The sequence below is a fragment of the Janthinobacterium sp. JC611 genome, from assembly GCF_018682595.1.
Lineage (GTDB): Bacteria > Pseudomonadota > Gammaproteobacteria > Burkholderiales > Burkholderiaceae_D > Janthinobacterium.
On the sequence record NZ_JAFLJN010000005.1, the window covers coordinates 103,954 to 123,257 of the forward strand.

Genomic DNA, 19,304 nt, shown 5'->3' on the forward strand with positions numbered 1-19,304 from the left:
TGGACAACATAATAATGGCACCACTTAAAGAATATGAATTTACAAAAACAGCAGAAGAAAATAACATTAAAATAGAAGACACTCAAACAAACACCTATGTGCATAATTTATCAACGTGCGGAAGCTTGAATGAATTTGAATTTGGCATAAATTTTACTTTTGAAAATTATCGCATGACGAGTGTTTGGCTATCGTGGGATGGAGGAAACACAAAAAAATATGGATACGACATAACAGAAAACCAATTAATAGCCGACAAAAACAGTTTAGACAAATTACTTGCTGAAGTCTTAGGTAAAGAACCTGATGAGAGAAAAAAAACATTTTCCGCATTTAATTTTCCATGGGGCAATATCTCAGCTTCAGCATCTCTTCAATCAGCGATGACGTCCATTGGAATGTCTTGGAAAATAGTTGATTGATCTGAAAATGGTAGCAGCATGGCAGAATTTAAAAAATTATGAATATCCACCCTAACATTAAATTTAAAGATGGATATTTTTTTCGCAAGTAAATCGATTATCTTCTAAGCGTGGAAGTTCCGATGGGAAACAATATTTTCCTCTACGAACCGTACTGACCACTGCGATCATTAATTCCAAGATGCATCATTAGAAATCATGCATAATAAAGTGAAAAAATTTGAAATAACAGGCTCTTTTTTTGATTTTATTGATGGATCACTGATCATCAATGGAGAAGTTAAATTATCGAAAAAATCTCCAGCAAAACATTTCATAAATAACATTGTCAATATATTTCATATCCAACCCGGAAAAACAGGACAAGGTATATATTTTTTTGATATTAATGGCTGGATAGGTGACCACATTGTTGAGTTAATTATTATAAAAGAAAAGCTCCTAAAAATAGATTGCATATTAATTCATTACTTTGAAAATAATTCTGTAGGCAACGGCGTGAGTGAATCATCGTTAGTCAAAAAAATTCAAATAAAGTCTGGCATTCCGGGTCAGATAAAGGGACTATCAGAAATAGTATTTCAGTTTTCGTGGGGAAGCGTTATCGTACGACATGACATAAAAGCATCATCCTCCTGCATAATCTTGCAGTACAAAACAGCCTGAAAATCAGTCATCATGTCGAAAATAAATGACGATTACAAATTAAGTAACGATTACAAATCGCACGTCAATATAGAAAAATCGATAGAGACGCAGCAACGAATAATGGAATTCATAAAAAATGGTGAAAGTTTTTCCCAAAGTCAAGTGATATACGATGGCTGATTTTATTGAAGAAAGTGCCTCTAAAATCAAGAATATTTATCCTTGATGAAATTTCTTTTGGAAATTCCTTGATAGCATTGCATTCTTCCGACTGGCCAGAGAAAGGGAGCGTTGTAGCGCTGTTAAGTAGCAAGTTCAGAACGAAGGAATTCGACAAGGATTTCCATTTCAGAGCGCTCAACGATCCGCATTACTGTAACGAAGAAATTTCATATGCCGAAGATAACGTTACGCACTTGATTATAAATTAAGCAACAGCAAGAGTAGGCCAAGATTTGACTTGCCCGACGCCCTGCACGATACTTGCCGCTGTCGCCAAAGCTCTCCACCCGGAGCAATCAACCATCAGTAGCTGTCGCCACCATCCGCACTCACCGCATGCCCTCCTCCCCCTACATCGGCCGCTTTGCCCCCTCCCCCTCCGGCCCACTGCACATGGGTTCGCTCGTTGCCGCCATGGCCAGTTATCTCGATGCGAAGGTGCATCATGGAACATGGCTGCTGCGCATCGAGGACCTGGACTATGACCGCAATGTCGAGGGCGCCGATCTGGGCATCCTGGCCAGCCTGCAGCGCTGCGGCATGCAGTGGGATGGCGAGGCGACGTGGCAGAGCCGGCGCTTGCCGCTGTACGAGGAGGCGCTGAAACTGTTGCAGGATGATGGCCTTGTGTATGCGTGCGGCTGTTCGCGCAAGGAGATCCAGGATTCGGTGCTGCAAGCGGGCGGGCCCAAGGGCGCGGCTACCGTGTATCCGGGCACGTGCCGCCATGGCTTGGCGCCGGGCAAGGCGGCGCGGGCCTTGCGGCTGCGGGTGCCGCAGGGGGCCGATGCGGTGTACGCGTTTGCCGACCGCTGGGCCGGTCCGCAGCGGCAGGACCTGGCCAGCGAAGTGGGCGACTTCATCGTGCTGCGCGGCGATGGCTATTGGGCGTATCAGCTGGCCGTCGTCGTCGACGATGGCGCACAAGGCATCACGCAGGTGGTGCGCGGCGCGGACTTGCTCGATTCCACGCCGCGCCAGCTGTATCTGCAGGATGTGCTGGGTCTGCCGCATCCCGGCTTTTTGCACGTGCCCGTCGTCACGAATGACAGCGGCGAAAAACTGTCGAAGCAGACGGGCGCTCTCGCCTTCGATACGGCAAGCAATGCTGCCCACCTGCTGGCGTCAGCCTTGCTGCCGGCCGCCCGCTTCCTCGGTCTCGACATACGCGCCGAGTCCATCGACGATTTCTGGCGGCAAGCGATTCCCGCGTGGGCGCAGCGGCTGGCGCAGCTTCCCGAGCACGCATAAAAAAACCCGCCGCGGCGAACCGGGCGGGTAGCAATGCAGGCGCCAGCACATGGCCGGCACCTGGTATCAGGCAATTAGAAGTTGCCCTTGAACTGCACCCCAAACTGACGCGGCTCATTGATGAAGCCCGTGCGGTTGTTGAAGTCGATGGCGCCCGTGATGCGCTGGGTGTCGGTGATGTTGCGGCCAAAAACGGCCATTTCATACTTGCCGGCATCCCAGGTGTAGCCCACGCGCAAGCCACCTTCGACCATCGGCTTGCCGGTGAACTCGGTTGCCTCATACAGGAAGAAGTTGATCTTGCTGCGGTAAGCCCAGTCCGTGAAGACGAAGAATTCGCCGTTTTCCATCGGGATCGAATAGCGGCCCGTGGCGGTGATCGTCCACTTCGGCGCTTGCGGCAATGGATTGCCATCGATGATGGCACGGTTGCCGGTGGTCAGCGGATCGGTCACGGTGCAACGCGTCTGGGCGCAGGTGGCGATCGACAGGCTCGGGTCCTTGATTTCCGTGAAGTTATAGCTGCCGCCCAGGGACATCTTCAGGCTAGGCGTGACAAAACCTTCCAGTTCCAGTTCCGCGCCGCGGCCATTCGTCTTGGCGGCATTGATCAAACGCGTCACGTTCGACGTACCGCCCACCACCGTCAGCTGCTGGTTTTTCACCTGGTAGTCGTACACGCTGAACGCGACGCGGGCGCGGCGCTCGAACAGGTCGGCCTTGATGCCGGCTTCGAACGAGGTGATCGTTTCCGCATCGGCCACGGTGACAGGCACGCTGGTGCTGGCCGGGGCGATACTTGGCGCGCGGAAACCGGTGGCGACACGGCCGTAGAAGTTCACATCCTTGTTATATTTATAGGTGCCGCTCAAGTCCCAGTTGACCTTGGCTTTGCTGACATCGGCGCTGGTCGGGTTGACCTGCACGATGTTGGTCGCTTCCACCGTGTTGAAATCCTTCTTGTCCTTGGTGTAGCGCAAGCCGGCGCGCAGCATGAAGTCATCGTTGACGGCGTAGTTGACGGAACCAAACGTTGCCCAGGCCGAGTTCTTCTGGCGGCTGGCCAGGTGCGTGGTCAGCACGTGCGTGTTGGTATCGAAGTTGTCGGTGAAACCGTTGGCATCTTCGTTGAAGTAGTACACGCCTGCCTGCCAGTTGAGCGGACCGGCATTCTTCGATTCGGCGCGGAATTCTTGCGAGTATTGCTTCACGCTGGTGATGCCGCCGGCCGTTTCAACCTGGAAAGGAATGAAGCCTGGGCCCGTCGGCGTGCCGCCGTCGATATCGCCATGCGACACGTAATTGCCAACCTGTTCAAAACCGGTGATCGAGTACAGCTTGACGCCGTCCAGGTCCCAGCTCAGGCGGGCGCTGGCGCCGTTGGTGCGCAGGCGCTGGAAGTTCGGGGCATTCGTGAACGACTTGTTCGGGTCGAAACCGTCGACGATATCGTTCGTGCCCTGCTTGATCATGTTGGCGTAGAAGATGCGTGCGCTGCCCGTGGTATTGCGCTGGTGCACATTGAACAGGGCGTTGAACGTGGTGTTCGGTGCGTACAGCAGTTGCACGCGCTCGGCGTGTTCATTGTAGCCGTCCAGCGCATTCTTCTGGCCCGTAAAGGTGTTGTCGACGTAATCGTCGCGGTGCTGGCGCAGGGTCGAGAAGCGCAGCGCCCATTCTTTGCTCAGCGGCACGTTGACGGCGCCGTCGAAATTGGTCGTGTTGTGCGTGGCGGCGGAAACGTTGTAATAGCCTTCAACCTTGTCCAGGTTCGGCTTGACGGATTCGAACTTGACCACGCCGGCAGGCGTATTGCGGCCGAACAAGGTGCCTTGCGGGCCACGCAGCACTTCCACGCCAGCCACGTCGAAAATCGGATAACCCTTGAGGATAGGATTTTCTTGCACGACATCGTCGTAAATCAGGGAAACAGGTTGCGATGCAAAGATGTTGAAGTCGGTATTGCCATAGCCGCGGATGTAGAAGCGGGGGAAGGTGCGGCCGTTCGACGATTCCACGTTCAGGCTCGGCACTTTACCGGCCAGCACGCGGATGTCTTGTCCACCGGACACCAGCACGTCGAGCTTTTCGTCGCGCAGCAGCGACACGGAGACGGGCACGTCGCGGATATTTTCCTTGCGGCGCTGCGCCGTCACGGTCACGGTTTCCAGCTGGCTGGCGGCAGGCGCCGTATCAGCAGCGACTTCATCAGCGTAAGCCGAGCCGATAGGCAAGGCAGCGGACAGTGCCAGCATAGCAGCGCTTTTGGCGCACAAACGCTTGTGCATCTTGGACATCTTGATCATGTTGTTTCCCAGAAGTTTAAAAAGAATTGCGAAACCTGTCTCCGGGTTATGTACGGCACTGGATGATCGTTTGCACCATTTCGGTGCAACAGCGCGAACGGATGTTTCTCCGCTCTCGGCGTCACTGGCTCTGCCCTGGCTGTCGTCCAAGCTGACAGCGGTTCTGGCCGCATCTCCGGGATGTCTGATGAACACCAACTTTTAAGTAAGGCGCCAATTTAATTCAAGCGCCTTATGCGCTGCAAGAATATTGTTATGTAAAATATTCATTCATCAACATAAAGGCCTGACTAGTGGTTATTCAGCCACAATGGCTCGCTGTTTTGCCATTTTCCAGCCCGAGCGCCGCGATTTCCACACAGCGGTCACGCGGTCCCTGGAGGACACCCCCGGGCTGGCAATTGACTGTAATATCGCCATACCCGACCTTGCCAGGCCGCCCCATTCCAGTGCAACTGCGGTGCGCCGCACCATTACGTACCCTATCCATGCCAGAACCCAGCCAGCCCAGCAACGCCGTCCCTTCCTCCACCGTCGCCACCCAGGCGGCGCATCTGCTGCTGAGCGCCCATTGCGACATCGTCTGGAGCACGAAAACCTTCGGCCAGTTCGATGCCGACCAGCCGTCCTGGCGCGCCTTCACGGGCCAGACCGAGGCAGACCTGCTGGGCCGCGGCTGGGTCAACGCCCTGCATCCGGACGACCGCAACTTGCCTTACGTCATGCCATCGCACCTGACCAGCGTGTTCGAAGCGCAATACCGGCTGCGCCACGTCAGCGGCGCCTACCGCAACATGCTCGTGCGCATGCTGCCCGTGCTGGCACCCGACGGCAGCATTCTTGAATGGCTGGGTTCGCATTGCGACGTGACGCAGCAACGGCAGACGGAACAGCGGCTGCGCCTGGCCATGCAGGGCGGCCGCATGGGCACCTGGGAGATCGACCTGGGCAGCGGCAGCATGGCCGGCTCCGATGCCTTCAAGGCCAATCTGGGTTTGCCGCCCGACAGCCACATCGATTACGCGCAGCTGACGGGCGCCATGCTCGACGGCGAGCTGCAGCACTGGCAGGCGGTGGTGCATGCAGCCATCGCCAGCGCCAGCGATTTCGAGGCCGACATCCGCGTGCGCTGGCCCGATGGTTCGCTGCACTGGGCGCACATGCGCGGCACCTGCGCCAGCGATGGCGCCGGCAACGTGATCGCCCTGTCCGGCATCTCGCTCGACCTGACGGCCAGCAAGCAAAACGAGGAAACCCTGCGCCTGACCCTGGCGGCCGGCGAAGTGGCCACCTGGAACTGGGATATCGTGGCCGACCGGGTCACGGCCGACAGCAATATGGCGCGCTTGTTCCCCGTCCATGCCGGTGCGGCCACGGCGGCGCCGTTGGCGCGCTACCTGGAGCTCATCCATCCAGATGATCGCGAGCAGGTCAGCGCGCAGATTGCCCAGGCGCTGCACGCGCACGCGCCGTTCGAGGCCAGCTACCGCGTCGCGGCCGGCGATGGCCAGTACCGCTCGCTCATCGCGCGGGGCCGCGCGGAATACGCGCCCGATGGCACACCCCTGCAATTGCCCGGCGTCCTGCTCGACATTACGCGGCAAAAACAGGTGGAAGATGCGCTGCGCCGCAGCGAAGAGCGCTACCGCACCTTGATCGAGCTGATGGACCAAGCCTTTTGCGTGATCGAAATGCTGTACGACGAGCAAGGCCGCCCCATCGATTTCCGTTACCTGGAAGGCAACCCCGCCTTCGTCAAGCAGTCGGGGCTGGTCAATGCCATCGGCAAGACCATCCGCAGCTTCGTGCCCGACCACGACCAGCACTGGTTCGACCTGTACGACCAGGTCGTCAAGACTGGCGAGCCCGTGCGCTACGAAAACGAAGCCGTGGCCATGGAGCGCTGGTTCGAAGTCTTCGCCGCGCGCCTGGGCGGCCCCGGCAGCCGTCTGCTGACCGTGCTGTTCAGCGACATCAGCGAGCGCAAGCGCTCGGAGCAGCAATTGCGCCAGCTGGCCGACAACCTGTCCGAGATGGACCGGCGCAAGACGGAATTCCTCGCCACCCTGGCGCACGAACTGCGCAACCCGCTGGCGCCCATCCGCAACGGCTTGCAAATCATGCGCCTGGCCGCCGACAAGCCCGCCACCGTGGCGAGAGTGCGCGACGTGATGGAACGGCAAGTCAATCAGATGGTGCATCTGGTCAATGATTTGCTGGATGTGGCCCGCATCACGCGGGGCCAGATCGAACTCAGGCTGGAACGCGCGGACTTGAAAACCATCATCGCGGGCGCCGTGGAAACGAGCATGCCGCTGATCGCAGCGGGCCGCCACCAGTTACAGGTAACGCTCGATGAGCAGGCGCTGCCGATCGAAGCCGACCCCACGCGGCTGGCGCAAGTGCTGGGCAATTTGCTCAACAATGCCGCCAAGTACACGCCCGCCGGCGGCCATATCAGCTTGCGCGCGGTACGTGATGGCGACGAGGCGCTGATCGAGGTGCAGGACAGCGGCGTGGGCATCCCCGCCGAGTCGATCGCCACCGTCTTCGACATGTTCACCCAGGTGGGACAGAACATGGGGCGCGCGCAAGGCGGCCTGGGCATCGGCCTGTCGCTGGTGCGGCGCCTGGCCGAGCTACATGGCGGCAGCGCCACGGCGGCCAGCCACGGCGCCGGCCTGGGCAGCACCTTCAGCGTGCGCCTGCCCCTGCTGGAAGAGCAAGCGAAAGCGCCCGCCGCGCCGGCCGCGCAGGCGGGCGCCGCCAACGGTCCCTATTTCCGCGTGCTGGTGGTCGATGACAATGTCGATGCCGCCGATACGCTCGCCGCCGTGCTCGACATGATGGGCCATGCCACGCAAGTGGCCCATGACGGCGCGCAAGCCCTGGCGATGGCGCCGCAATTCTTGCCAGACGTCATCTTCCTCGACATCGGCCTGCCCGGCATGAACGGCTACGAGGTGGCGCGCGCGCTGCGCCGGACACCGGCCGGCGACGCCGCCGTGCTCGTCGCATTGACGGGCTGGGGGGCCGAAAACGACCGCAGCCAATCGAGCGCGGCCGGCTTCGACCACCATCTGACCAAACCGGCCAGCCTGCTCGCCATCGGCGAATTGCTGGCCACCCTTTCCACTCCAAAAACACCGACAGAAAACCATGACTGAATCCCTGAACCACCTCCGCCGCAACCTCCTGCTGGCCGGCGGCGCCGCCCTGCTGTGCCCGACTCCGCTGCTGTTTGCAGCGCCCGCCACCAGCATCGCCGCCGCCCGGACGCAGCTGGCCGCGCTGGAACAGGCCGCGGGCGGGCGCCTCGGCGTGGCCGCCTGGCGCCAGGGTAGCGAGCTGCGCGTTGCCTATCGCGCCGACGAACGCTTTCCCCTGGCCAGCACCTTCAAGGCCATGCTGGCGGCCGCCGTGCTGGCCCGCAGCGTCAGCCAGCCCGGCTTGCTGGATCAGCACGTGCGTTACGAAAAAAAGGAACTGGTCACCTACTCGCCCATCACGGAAAAGCATCTGGCCGACGGCATGAACGTGGCCGACCTGTGCGCCGCCACCTTGCAGTACAGCGACAATAGCGCGGCCAATTTCCTGATGACACTATTAGGCGGGCCGCAAGCCGTGACGGCGTATGCACGCAGCATCGGCAATACGGTGTTCCAGCTGGAACGCTGGGAAACGGAATTGAACAGCGCCATCCCCGGCGACGTGCGCGACACGGCCAGCCCCGCATCGATGGCGCACAGCTTGCAGCAGTTGTTGTTGGGAAATAGCTTGCCGGCGCCACAGCGCCAGCAGCTCGACGCCTGGATGCGCGGCAACACAACGGGCGACAAGCGCATCCGCGCCGGCGTGCCGGCCGGCTGGCAGGTGGCGGATAAAACGGGCTCGGGCGCGTATGGCAGCGTCAACGATATCGGCGTGGCCTATCCGGCCAGCGGCGCGCCGCTGGTGATCGCCGTGTACTACACGCGCGAACAGCAAAAAGCGGACACCAACCAGGACATCATCACGGCGGCCACGCGCATCGTGACGGCCGCGTTGGCCTGATTACTTCGGCAGCGCGGCCATGAAGCCCGCATACGTGGACCAGGCGGGGTCGGCCGCGCTGCGGATTTCAATCGGGAATTTCGGACGCGGCGCCAGCGCCGTGTTGAGGCGATTGAAAAACTCTTCGCCCGACTGCGTGTAATAAATCCATTCGCGCAAGTTTTCACCCGTCGACACCAGCGCCAGGGTGGCAAAGCCGTCCTCTTCCACGACGGGCGCCAGCGCCGCTTCCAGCTCTTCCATGTGCTCGCGCTCGTTCGGCGCGGGCATGCCCGTCTCGTCCTCGTAACGCCAGGCGATGATGATCCGGTCCGGCTGCGACGACAGGTCCCAGTCGTCATGGAAGGCGTCGACGTAGCGATAGATGATGGCCATCTCGTCGCTATGCGTGACGATGGTGCCCCAGCTGCGGGCGGAAGTGGAATTTTCGTTCATGGTTGCAACAGTCAAAAAAACAATCGAGGGTGCGCAGCTTACAGCACTGGCGGGCAAGTCACATTCCACGCATCATACTGGGCGCCGCTCTTGCGCAGCCAGACACGCGCGTAGCTGTCGCGGTCGCTCTTGAACACCAGCGCATAGCGCTCTTCGGCGCGCGGCGCGGCGGCGCCCACGTCAACGGCCGCCAGCGAGAATTTCAAGGCGCGCAGCGGGGCGCAGGCCGTGTTACCTGCCATCAATAACCGCGCCCGCTCCAGCAGCGGCTTCTGGTACAGCAGCACGCCTTCCAGTTCCGCATCGGGGACGCGCTGCAGCATGCGCACGGGTTCGGCCACGGGGCGGCAGGTGCCACGGTCGAGCCAGGCGAAATATTCCATGCCTGCCTCTTGCCAGCGCGCCTGCTTGCCCTCGCCGTGCAGCACGAACTTGGTGCGCTGCGTACGGCACAGCGCGCCATGGCCACGGTAGGGCGACGTTTCCACGCTGCCCACCACTTCGCTGCCATTGCCGCCCACCACGGGCACGCTCTCGAACACGGTACGGGCAGCCGGCTCGCCCGGGTATTGCTGCGCATAAAACGCCAGCAAAGAGGCGCGCTGCTGCGCATCCCCCCCCACCACCGCCTCGGCGGCAATGGCAGGGAAACAGACGGCCGACACTACACACAGCGCCAAAGGGCGCACGATATATCTGGGCATGGCATTCCTTCAATCGACGTTCAGGGACGGGTATCGCCCAAGCGCCGATTATATAGTTACCAGGAAATACCAGGAGCGCGCCGCGTCAGGAGGTGCGCAAGCTGGCGCCGCCAGCGAGCAACTTGGCGCCGCAGGTGGTGCTGTCGCCCTCAAAGGCGATGGCGATGCCGTTGATGCTGTGCCGGGACGAGCCGCTGGCAATCTTGCAGCCCTGATGCCCCTTGATGGGGCAGCTGCACAGGTCACCGACGCAGGCGACGGCAATCCCATCGACCGTAAAATGCGTGGCGGCACAACTGACCACCTTGCCGCCGTGCGAGGTGGCGTCGCCCAAGCGGATGACTTTGCGCATGCTGCCTCCCGAACTATTGTCCCGCCGCGCTTTCGAGGATGGCTTCCACCGATGGCGCCGCATAGTTGGCCGGATCGATGGCCGGCGTGATGCGGCTGCGGAAGATATCGCCGTTGGCATCCTGTTTCTGGCGCGTGGCGGCCGATGGCGGCGTGACGAAGATGATGCTCGCTTCATTATTGTCGCGCAGATTGATCGCCGCACTGGCGCCGCCGTCGCGATAGCTGCCCATCACGCCGATGGCCATCTGCATGAACAAGGTGGCCGCCCCCGTATTGCCCAGGCGACGATCGGTATTGATGAACTGCGCGCTCTTGCCGCTGTCGATTTCCGGCCCGCCCTGCGCTGCGTAATCGTGCAGCATGCTTTCCAACATCAACAACTGTTCCGGCTGGTTTCCCGTGCCCGCCACGATGCGCGCCGGCCCCTTGCCGCGCTGCGCTTCCGGCAAGGTCTGCAACGCCTGCTGCCAGCCCGCATTGAATAGCTTCTGGCGCGCGTCACGCCGCGTGACGGGCTTGCCCTCCTCATCCGCGAACTTGACGAATACGGGCCGGTGCACGAAGCCGAACGAGGGCAGGCGGTCGAAGGTTTCCATCTGTTCCCGGTTCCACGGAATGGGAAACCACGGCGTCGGTTTCCAGTCGCGCGGCGGGCGATTTTCCCAAGGATTGAGTTTATCGAAGGTATGCAAGCCCACGCCGCGGATATCGGGCCGCTGGGCGAAGGCGGCGGCGGCGGCGAGCCATTCGGCGACGGTGGGTTGACGTTCGCTGAAGGCTTCAGGTCGTTTCTGTTTCTCGCGTGAAGGAAGCGATTGCATCAGTTTGTAGTACATGGCGCGAAATTGCTCTTGGACGAACTTATTCTCAGGGTCATCCCATACAAAAGGGCGCAACGGTTCTATTCGCTCTCGACGCGCCAGGATAAATACTGCCGTGGCATCCGGCATATCTGGAATGAAATATCCGTTTTGCAACTTCCTTGCAGTACCTGGCTTCCGGTTGCCATCCCGCGTGCCTACGCTGTCCTCGGAGTGCAAAACGATGTAGGGTACGTCAGGATGCTTATCGAAAAAATCAAACACATCAATCAGCAATTGGTCGGGATGTTCATCCAGCTTCCAGGGAGCAATCGAAAACAAGTGCCAAGCCATACCCGAGGTGCCAGCGCCAGCCACGAGTCCCGCCATCGGCTCGATCAAGCTCGGTTGCGCGGTCGGGTCGAGGATGGGAGTACCTGCATAGAACGATGGTAGTCCCCAATATAACGGGGTAAAATTGACACCATTTTCCAGCGCATCGTAGGCCCTGCTGCCGCCCTCCCCATCCTTGTCATCACCGGTCCATGGGTATTTCTTGGGGTCTTGTTCGCGTATGCTGGTGTAAGCACTTCCTTTTTGCAAGGCTTCCCACAATTTACCCTGACGGTATTTGTCCAGCGTCACACCCAATCCGATCACTTCCAGCACGTACTCTTGCCTCGGTTCCACAGGTTTCTTTGGCTGTTGCGCCTGCAACTGGGATGCAATTTCACGCGCTTGGCCCTTCGATAAGGCATTGAGCCATAAAAAACCAAAAATTAAAATTACAACAACTAATGATATTCCCAACCAACGTAGCGTCATCATGGCTATCACCTTTTGGTCTGTAAGTCCGGCGAGACAATAATCGGCCCAAGCAAGTTGCTACCGACGGGGCTACAACAATCCATTTATCTTGCTTTTTTTTCGGTAACTATTTTTATGTTTTTTGTTTGTGACACTACAATTTTCCACAACGGTCCTGATAGCAAGGGCAGTCCTGCCGGCAAAATCCCGGTGTTGTAATAGTCAACGCTGCCATTGATCACGGCACTTCTCCAGGCAGGTTCTACGGACAAATATGGCGCAAAATCCAATACGAATTTTTCTTTTATCTGTATTCCCTTACGCCCTTTTTCGTTGCTTTTAAGGTCCTTTACCCGCCAATCCGCCACCGCACACAGATATGCATAAAACTGCGGATCAGACGACGCCTTGCCACTGCCTATGGCCACGTCATACGCCGTCACCTGGCTATGATTCTTCGCGCTGCCGATGATGGAACTGTGAAAAGACTTGGCACTGACTTCCCGCTGCCAGCGCAAGCGCGCCTCGTTCGGACTTTCCTGAATTTTCGCCACGACCTTGCTGTCAGGGTGGCGTATCGCGGACACAATTTCGCGTTGATCCAGTTTACCTTTCACGTCCAATCCTTTTTCCTTGTTGTAGCTTGCCGTCATCAATGCCAACTCTCGTGGAGTAAGGTGTTCTAGCCGTTCGGGAAACTTTTGATAGCCTCCAGGATCAGGACGATATTCGCTACGTAGCTGCATGCCAGTCCCGCTCGTCAGTGGGACCGTAGCGTCGCAAGGATCAACCTCCTCCGCCGGTCCCTGATCGGCAACGGTACGGTTTCTCATCATGGACGTTGCGGGAATATTGGCGGGATCGATTTGCGAGGTGCCACGCAAGTCGGCCGGTACCGCTTGTTTCAACGCTTCGCCAGTGATGGTGCGCACGCCGTTGCGCTGTTCCGCTTTGCTCAACCTGGTATTCACAGGCCAGGCCACCGCCTGATGTTGTGCACGGTGTTTTCGGAGCGAAACCTCCACATGCGACTGCTCCGTTTCCGTCGGCAGGCGCAACGGAAAATCAAAAGGCGGCGGCTTGCCTACGAACGATACCGTGGTCTTGCCCGTGGCCGGATCCAGTCTGGTCTTGTTGCTGAATACGCGCTGATAAAATCTGCCGCCCAACTCCGCCAGCGCGCCGCGTACCTGCGAGCGCTCCACCATCCTGGTATGTCCGGAGGAAATACTGTACCCATCCAGACTGGATGTTTCCTCTTCTTCCATGAGCTCACTTCCCATTGCATAATCGGGCACGCCGTCCCATCCTATGCCCTGGATGTTATCCAGCGCCACCGTCATGTCTTCAGGGCAAAAATACAGATAGACCTTGCGGCGGTTGTCGCGGTCGTCGGCGCTCTCCCAGCGGCTGCCGACCATGCCACGATGCTGATCCTTTTTCAGGTCGGCAAACGGCGGCATGCAGGGCTGACCGTTCCCCTGCGTTACCCCGGCAACTATGTTCACCAAGGTCTTCAGACGCGCGCCCATGGTCTGCGTACCACTGAGCAAATGGTAATAGGGCTTCATCGCCGCATCCTCGCCGCCGTCGAACCAGGCGGCCCCTCGCATCAACAGCGGCAGGCTGTCCACCAGGCTGTACGGCGGATGCGTGAGTATCAGATTATCGGCCGGCGCCAGCCCCTTTTCCATCAGCATGGCTTGCGCCAGCAGCGACAGCAAACAGCCCTGGCTGTGCGCAACGATGCTGACGGTGTCTTGCGCATCGTAATCGCGGATCATGGAAATGAGCGCCGCCAGCCGCTGCGCCGCCAGCACCATGTACATGCGCCCGGGTGCCGTCTTCAGCGGGCGCAAGGCATCGCCCATGGGGTCCGCCGGCGCATACATGCCCGGACGCCACATGTCGGGCAGGTTGCTGGTGGCGTTGCCAAACGGCCCGCCTTCCTTGGACAGATCCTTGTCCAGGCGGTTGCCGTAGCGATCGACGAACTGGCCATTGACGGTGCGGCATTTCTCTCCCACTTCACGGTAGCCCCAGTAAAACGGAATCACGGGGCTGTTGGTCTCCTTGGCGATCGTGCGCTTGAAGAAGACGGCGTCAGGATCGTCTTCCAGCCTGTCCTTGTCCGCCGCCACGGGCATGCGGTAAGACGCCGGCGTAAAGCAGCGCCCCAGCCTTTGCGTCAGTCCCTCGCACAGGCCATGCTCCACCGCCTTGTAGCTGACGCCCACATCGTTGACACCATGGATGACGATGATATTGCCCGGCAGGTTGCGGCGTATCTTGACCTTCTTGCACACGCTGCGTTCGCAATGCAGGATCGCCACGTCCTCGCCCACCACGTACGGTACTTTCGGATAGCTGCCCATCGCACTCTCCTGGCGTCATCAATCCTTGTTATTGAACACTTCGATGGCGGCCAGGTGCATCGCGGCGCGCTCCAGCACCTCCGTCTTGCCGCCACCATCGCTGCGGCCATCTGCCGACGAACCGTCGCCCAGCTGCACGGCAAAGTGCGCTTGCGGCGCCAGTTGCGCTTCCTGCGGCACGCCATCGACAGGGCTGTCGCCGCCCTCGTATTGAAAAATGAACTGCTGATCCGCCATGCCCTCGGCAAAGCTTGGCAACTCCACCGCCATGCTCTGCGGGTCGTTGAAGACGAAGTTGGGCGCATTGAAGTTCAGCGGCGACTTGCTGCCGAAGGTGATGCCGTCGGCGATGCGGATGAACGCGCCATGCTTGGAAATCAACACGATCTCATCGGCCATGCCCGTCAGCCTGCCTTCGCTGGCTGTCAGCTTCAGGTTGTTAGCGGCATTGAGTTCCATGTCGTCATGCTGGCTTTGCAGCAGGAACTTGCCATGGTGGGCAATGGCACGGATGCCGTCCGCGTGGGAAAACAGCGAGATGCCCTTGCCCGCGTTCACGCTATAGCGCTGGCCCGCCACCGCTTGCAGATGCTGCTGCGCCACCGTGTCGATGCCGCCGGCGGCATAGCTGACGATGGCTTTCGAACTGGCAAAGCTGATACCGGCAGGCGCCGTGACGGCAATCGCCGCCGCGCCGCCCAGTTCGGCACGCGGCTGCGTATTGCTGCCGCCTTCCCAGCCTTTCAGGCTCTGCTGCAATTCCTGCTGCGCCTGGTCTTCCTGTTCCATTGCCTGATGCGTCGCGGCATACCTGCCCAGCGAACGAAACAATTCCAGGCAGTTTTCCATCAGCCCCAGATATTCGCTGCGCGCCATGTGCCCGCCATCGCCATTCAGACGCTTCCAGGCCGAGATCAGCATGCCCTTGCCTCCCCGCATCGCCAACTGCTCGTCGGTGCGCAGCTCGGCCCCTTCGCCGCGCGCGTCGCCCTGTCCATTGCGCCGGTCCTGCGTCAGCCAGCCCAGGTTGAGCTGGGTGGAACCGTGATCGCTGGCAAGCTGGGCGTTGATTTGTCCATGCACATCATCGAAGCGCAGCTGGTTGCCACGCGTGCCACGGATCTCGCGGCTCTTGATGCCGGACAAATAGCGGTTGGCCGGCAAGTCGCCGGCCTTGCTCAAGGCAACAGGCTGCGCACTGTGGTTGTACAGCTGGCCCACGATGATGGGCCGGTCCGGGTCGCCTCCCAGGAAGGCCAGCAAGACTTCAGTGCCGATGCGGGGCAAGCCCAGGTAGCCGCATTGCTGCATGCTGCCGGGACCGTTGCCCGCCCAGCTGGACGCGACGCGCACCCAGGCCGAATCGGCATCCGTGTCCGAGGCGCCCGTGCCGCCTGCGTGCTGGTGATCCAGCGTGCGCGTGGCGGGAAAGCGCACCTTGACCCGGCCCATCGCATCGCAATGGACTTCCTCATTGGGCGGCCCCACCACCACGGCGCTTTGCATGGTCACTGGCGGCAAGTCGATGCGCGTGTCGTAGGCCGGCACGATGGGCACGCCGCGCCGCACGGCCGTCAGTTCAATCTGCATGCGCAAGGGGCCGTCGTCCACCGCCGCCGCCAGCTCGCGCTGCGACAACGATGCGTCATCGGCCAGCCAACGGCTGCGCGCAAACAGGCGCTCCACCCTGGCGGCAAGCTCCCTGGGTAAATTATTTTGCGCCGCCACCTGCAGCGACGTGACGACAAAATCGCGCTCGGCCGCTGGCAAGGCGTCGATGTCGGGGTGCTCGGCCAGGCTGAAGTATTCGCCCGGACACAGGTCGCGCACGCTGCCTTCGGCATGAAAACAATGGCTCTCGTAATCGTGCTGCTGCATGGCCAGCATGCCCAGCTGACACAAGACCTCGTGATCCGTACCCGCGCGCGGCGGCAGCACGCGGTAATCGTCCAGCGTGGCCGCAATGGCATTGCCATGCATGCCCTGTTGCCCGCGGCCCAGGGCATCGGCGGTCATGAACGGCCGCGCGCGCGAGTGTTCCTCATTCCAGCTATGCCGCGTTACCTTGCCCGCCTGCAGCTTGCGCACTTCGCTCCAGGACGTCACGGTGTCGCGCTCTTCGCTTGCCCGGTCCGCGTGATAGCGCACGGTGTCCGCCATGTTCTTCCGCAAGCCGTCGGCATGATTGAACAGCACCAGGGTATGCGCCGGCTCGGCATGTGCATTCGCCTTGCCCTCGGCACGAAAAAACCAGGCGACGCCACTGCGCTTGAGCAGGCGCCGCACGAATGCCGCATCGGATTCATTGTGCTGCATGACAAACTCGCGCTGCGGATACGTCTGCGCCTCGAAGAAATCGGCAAACGCATACTGGAAGGCGTGCGCCAGCACGGTATTGCTGCGTATCCATTCGTCGAGCAAGGTCTTGACGATCTCGATATCCGTCAGGCGCCGGAAGACGCGCGTATTGCAGCGCTTTTCCATGATGGAAAGAGCATCCGTCAGCACCAGCTGGTAGCTGGCCAGCCCGCCGTCGCTGTCGCCGGCGCTCGCTTGCGTGACGATGCCGCAGATGCTGCGCAGCTGGCCCTGGTCGGTGACGATATCGAGTGCGGCGGGCAAGGCAATCAAACTACTGAGCGGCAAGTCGGCATGCGTCGAGACGCACAGCACGCGGTACTCGATGCCGCCACAGATGGCTTCCCTGCCGGCGATGCGCTGCGGTATCAGCACGCCAGCGGGAACCTTGGGCGAAACACCCAGGCGCAGGCGCAAGGGACGCTGGGCACCCGATATCGACTCGTCACCGTCCATGGCGTTCTCCTCATGCGCACCTCATCAAACTGGAGAACCGACAATGCCATGGGATGGCGGGGAAATACTTGATATTTAGTAAGAATCCGCCAAGGTTCCCAATACTTCCCTCAACTTTTCCCGCTTGGCCAGCAAGGCGGGATCGAACGCCGTCCACCGCTCCAGCCGCAGCGCATACGCCGGCGTCATCATCCAGCCGAACACTTCCGCCTTGTCTTCCTCGGGGCCGTAGGCGGCGTACAGGCTGACGAGGCCAGGGTGCGGGTGGCCCAGGTTCTGGAAACCCTTGCCGTAGGCCGTGGCGCCGCCCTGGCCGTAGGCCGTGCCTGGCGGGTTCAGGGCCTGCCAGGCGGGGTCGCGGTAATAGAAATCGTTGAACAGGCGGTATTCGATGAAGTGGTAATACTCGTGGTGCACGCGCAGCTCCATGCCGGATGGACACAGGGCGGCCAGCAGGTTGTCGGCGTAGACGACGCTGTCGATTTCCGGCGCCGGCATGGCCAGGCGGCGCTGGCCGTCCACGCTCAAGTCCTTCACCAGCACGACGCGGCGCAAGCCCGTGTGCGCGAAGACGCGGGCCGGATAGCGCTCCATGGCCGGCAAGACGATGCTGAGCAACAATTGCAGCCCGGCGCGGTCCTGCGCCGACTCAGTAAACGCGTGCGCCGCGCTGCCGGGCATGGACAAGGTCCAGGCGGGCGCCAGTTGCAAGGCCGCCAGGCGCGCCGTGGCGATGGCCTGCAATTGCGCCACGCTCGCGTCTTCTGGTGCGACGGGGGCGTAGCGCACGTTCCAGTCGCATTCTCTGCGCATGCTGTCTTGCTGGGCGGCACGCTCGAACGCCTGCGCGTCGGCCACCGAGGGCGCGGGTGGGCCGACGCTGGCGCAAGCGGACAGCAACGCAAGGGCAAGGCAGGACAGCAGGCGGCAAGCAGGCATGGGATCTTTCGCAGGCAACAAAATGGGGCGCAATCGCCGCGCCCCATTCTACAAGCTGCCAGTTCCTCACGCCATCAGCGCTGGTACTGCTTGAAGAAATTCCAGCTGATCACGGTGGCGTCAGGGCCCAGTTCATCGCTGAACGGCCAGCCGGGAGGACCGCCGCTCCACGCATGGTTCATGCCCTCGACCGTGTACTTTTGCGCGATGACGGCGCCGTTGTGCAGGTAGGTGTCGATGGCATAGCTGCGGCCATACGGCACCGTCTGGCGCACGATGCTGTCGGCGCGGTAGCGCACGCTGTCATTGTCGAGGCCATCGTCTCCGTAATCGCTCGTTTGCAGGAATTGCTCGATGGTTTGCTCGCCATTGACGGGGTTGACGACGATGTCGGCCGTGCCGTGGAACACTATCGTCGGCATCAGGCGGCGCGGCGAACCGGAGCAGCGCCAGGCATCCTTTCCGCGCACCTTCGGATCGAAGGAACTGCCGTTGAACAGCGAATCGGCGGCCGTGACCAGGCCGGTGGCGCCCTTGTACATGCCGCCCGAATGCACCATCACGGCGGCGAACACGTCCGAGTAACAGGCGGCCATGATGGAGGCCATGGCGCCGCCGGCCGAGATGCCCGTCACATAGATACGGCTGTCCTGCACCGCGTATTTGCTCTTGACCTTGTTCAAGATGCCCATCAGCACGGCCGGCTCGCCCGTGCCCCGTTCCTGGTTCAGCGGCAACATGAAGTTCCAGCAGCGCATGGGGTTGGCCGTGACGTTCTGGCGCGGATAGACGACGATGAAATTTTCGCTGTCGGCCAGCTGGTTGTAGCGGCTGACGGCGGCCATGCTGTTGGGCTCGGAACCGCAGCCATGCAGCATCAACACGACGGGCAGCGGCGTGTTCGGATTGTAATTGCTCGGCAGCCAGACCTGGTATTCGCGCGAACCCCACAGGCTCGCATACAGGCCGAAGTCCCACTGGCCGGCTGCGGCCGGCAGCGCGGCCAGCAAGCCGCAGGCGGCGATGAGTGCAGATAAGAAGTGACGCAATTGCTGATGCAGATGTGCCATGCCAGTCTCCTGATGATTATTCACGACGAAAACAGCGACAACTAACCGGCTGGACGCCCGTCAAGCCGGCACTTCCGACCAGCGGGGCCGGACCCGGCGGGTCC

General features: G+C 60.3%; 14 protein-coding genes. 5 read left to right on the plus strand and 9 right to left on the minus strand.

Annotated elements, in window-relative coordinates:
* Window positions 1-14: 14 nt before the first annotated feature.
* From J0O65_RS06385 to gluQRS, 3 genes are all read left to right on the plus strand, one after another.
* Complete coding sequence (locus tag J0O65_RS06385; protein ID WP_215405193.1) at window positions 15-422, plus strand: hypothetical protein; 408 nt, start codon at window positions 15-17, stop codon at window positions 420-422.
* Window positions 423-620: 198 nt separating this feature from the next.
* Window positions 621-1,088, plus strand: coding sequence for a hypothetical protein (locus J0O65_RS06390; RefSeq protein ID WP_215405195.1), 468 nt, complete (start codon window positions 621-623; stop codon window positions 1,086-1,088).
* 540 nt (window positions 1,089-1,628) lie between these two features.
* Window positions 1,629-2,543 carry a tRNA glutamyl-Q(34) synthetase GluQRS gene (gene gluQRS / locus J0O65_RS06395; RefSeq protein WP_215405197.1) on the plus strand — a complete coding sequence of 305 codons (915 nt, stop codon included), beginning with the start codon at window positions 1,629-1,631 and terminating at the stop codon, window positions 2,541-2,543.
* A 74-nt stretch (window positions 2,544-2,617) separates the two neighbouring features.
* On the opposite strand, the gene J0O65_RS06400 is transcribed toward gluQRS, so the two are convergent.
* Entirely contained in the window at window positions 2,618-4,849 is a 2,232-nt protein-coding gene (locus J0O65_RS06400) for a TonB-dependent receptor (protein ID WP_215405199.1), read from the minus strand.
* 488 nt (window positions 4,850-5,337) lie between these two features.
* Between J0O65_RS06400 and J0O65_RS06405 the strand changes: the two genes are divergently transcribed.
* Both J0O65_RS06405 and bla read left to right on the plus strand, forming a co-directional pair.
* Window positions 5,338-8,016: a hybrid sensor histidine kinase/response regulator gene (locus tag J0O65_RS06405; protein ID WP_215405207.1), complete on the plus strand. Its 2,679-nt coding sequence runs from the start codon at window positions 5,338-5,340 to the stop codon at window positions 8,014-8,016.
* Complete coding sequence (gene bla / locus J0O65_RS06410; RefSeq protein WP_215405209.1) at window positions 8,009-8,902, plus strand: class A beta-lactamase; 894 nt, start codon at window positions 8,009-8,011, stop codon at window positions 8,900-8,902. Before J0O65_RS06405 ends, bla begins: the two co-directional genes overlap by 8 nt.
* On the opposite strand, the gene J0O65_RS06415 is transcribed toward bla, so the two are convergent.
* From J0O65_RS06415 to J0O65_RS06450, 8 genes are all read right to left on the minus strand, one after another.
* On the minus strand, window positions 8,903-9,337 hold the full coding sequence (locus tag J0O65_RS06415) for a DUF695 domain-containing protein (protein WP_051992096.1): 435 nt from the start codon (window positions 9,335-9,337) through the stop codon (window positions 8,903-8,905).
* Between the two features lie 38 nt (window positions 9,338-9,375).
* Window positions 9,376-10,041 carry a hypothetical protein gene (locus J0O65_RS06420; RefSeq protein WP_215405211.1) on the minus strand — a complete coding sequence of 222 codons (666 nt, stop codon included), beginning with the start codon at window positions 10,039-10,041 and terminating at the stop codon, window positions 9,376-9,378.
* An 85-nt stretch (window positions 10,042-10,126) separates the two neighbouring features.
* Complete coding sequence (locus tag J0O65_RS06425) at window positions 10,127-10,393, minus strand: PAAR domain-containing protein (protein ID WP_215405213.1); 267 nt, start codon at window positions 10,391-10,393, stop codon at window positions 10,127-10,129.
* A gap of 13 nt (window positions 10,394-10,406) precedes the next feature.
* Window positions 10,407-12,023 carry a type VI lipase adapter Tla3 domain-containing protein gene (locus J0O65_RS06430; RefSeq protein ID WP_215405214.1) on the minus strand — a complete coding sequence of 539 codons (1,617 nt, stop codon included), beginning with the start codon at window positions 12,021-12,023 and terminating at the stop codon, window positions 10,407-10,409.
* 83 nt (window positions 12,024-12,106) lie between these two features.
* Complete coding sequence (locus J0O65_RS06435; protein ID WP_215405215.1) at window positions 12,107-14,377, minus strand: T6SS effector phospholipase Tle3 domain-containing protein; 2,271 nt, start codon at window positions 14,375-14,377, stop codon at window positions 12,107-12,109.
* 18 nt (window positions 14,378-14,395) lie between these two features.
* Window positions 14,396-17,191, minus strand: a complete 2,796-nt coding sequence (locus tag J0O65_RS06440) for a type VI secretion system Vgr family protein (RefSeq protein WP_215405216.1) — start codon at window positions 17,189-17,191, stop codon at window positions 14,396-14,398.
* Between the two features lie 75 nt (window positions 17,192-17,266).
* Window positions 17,267-18,130, minus strand: a complete 864-nt coding sequence (locus J0O65_RS06445; RefSeq protein WP_215405217.1) for a hypothetical protein — start codon at window positions 18,128-18,130, stop codon at window positions 17,267-17,269.
* Between the two features lie 74 nt (window positions 18,131-18,204).
* The gene (locus tag J0O65_RS06450) at window positions 18,205-19,200 is read right to left on the minus strand and encodes an extracellular catalytic domain type 1 short-chain-length polyhydroxyalkanoate depolymerase (protein WP_215405218.1); all 996 of its coding nucleotides are present in this window, start codon (window positions 19,198-19,200) and stop codon (window positions 18,205-18,207) included.
* Between the last annotated feature and the right edge of the window lie 104 nt (window positions 19,201-19,304).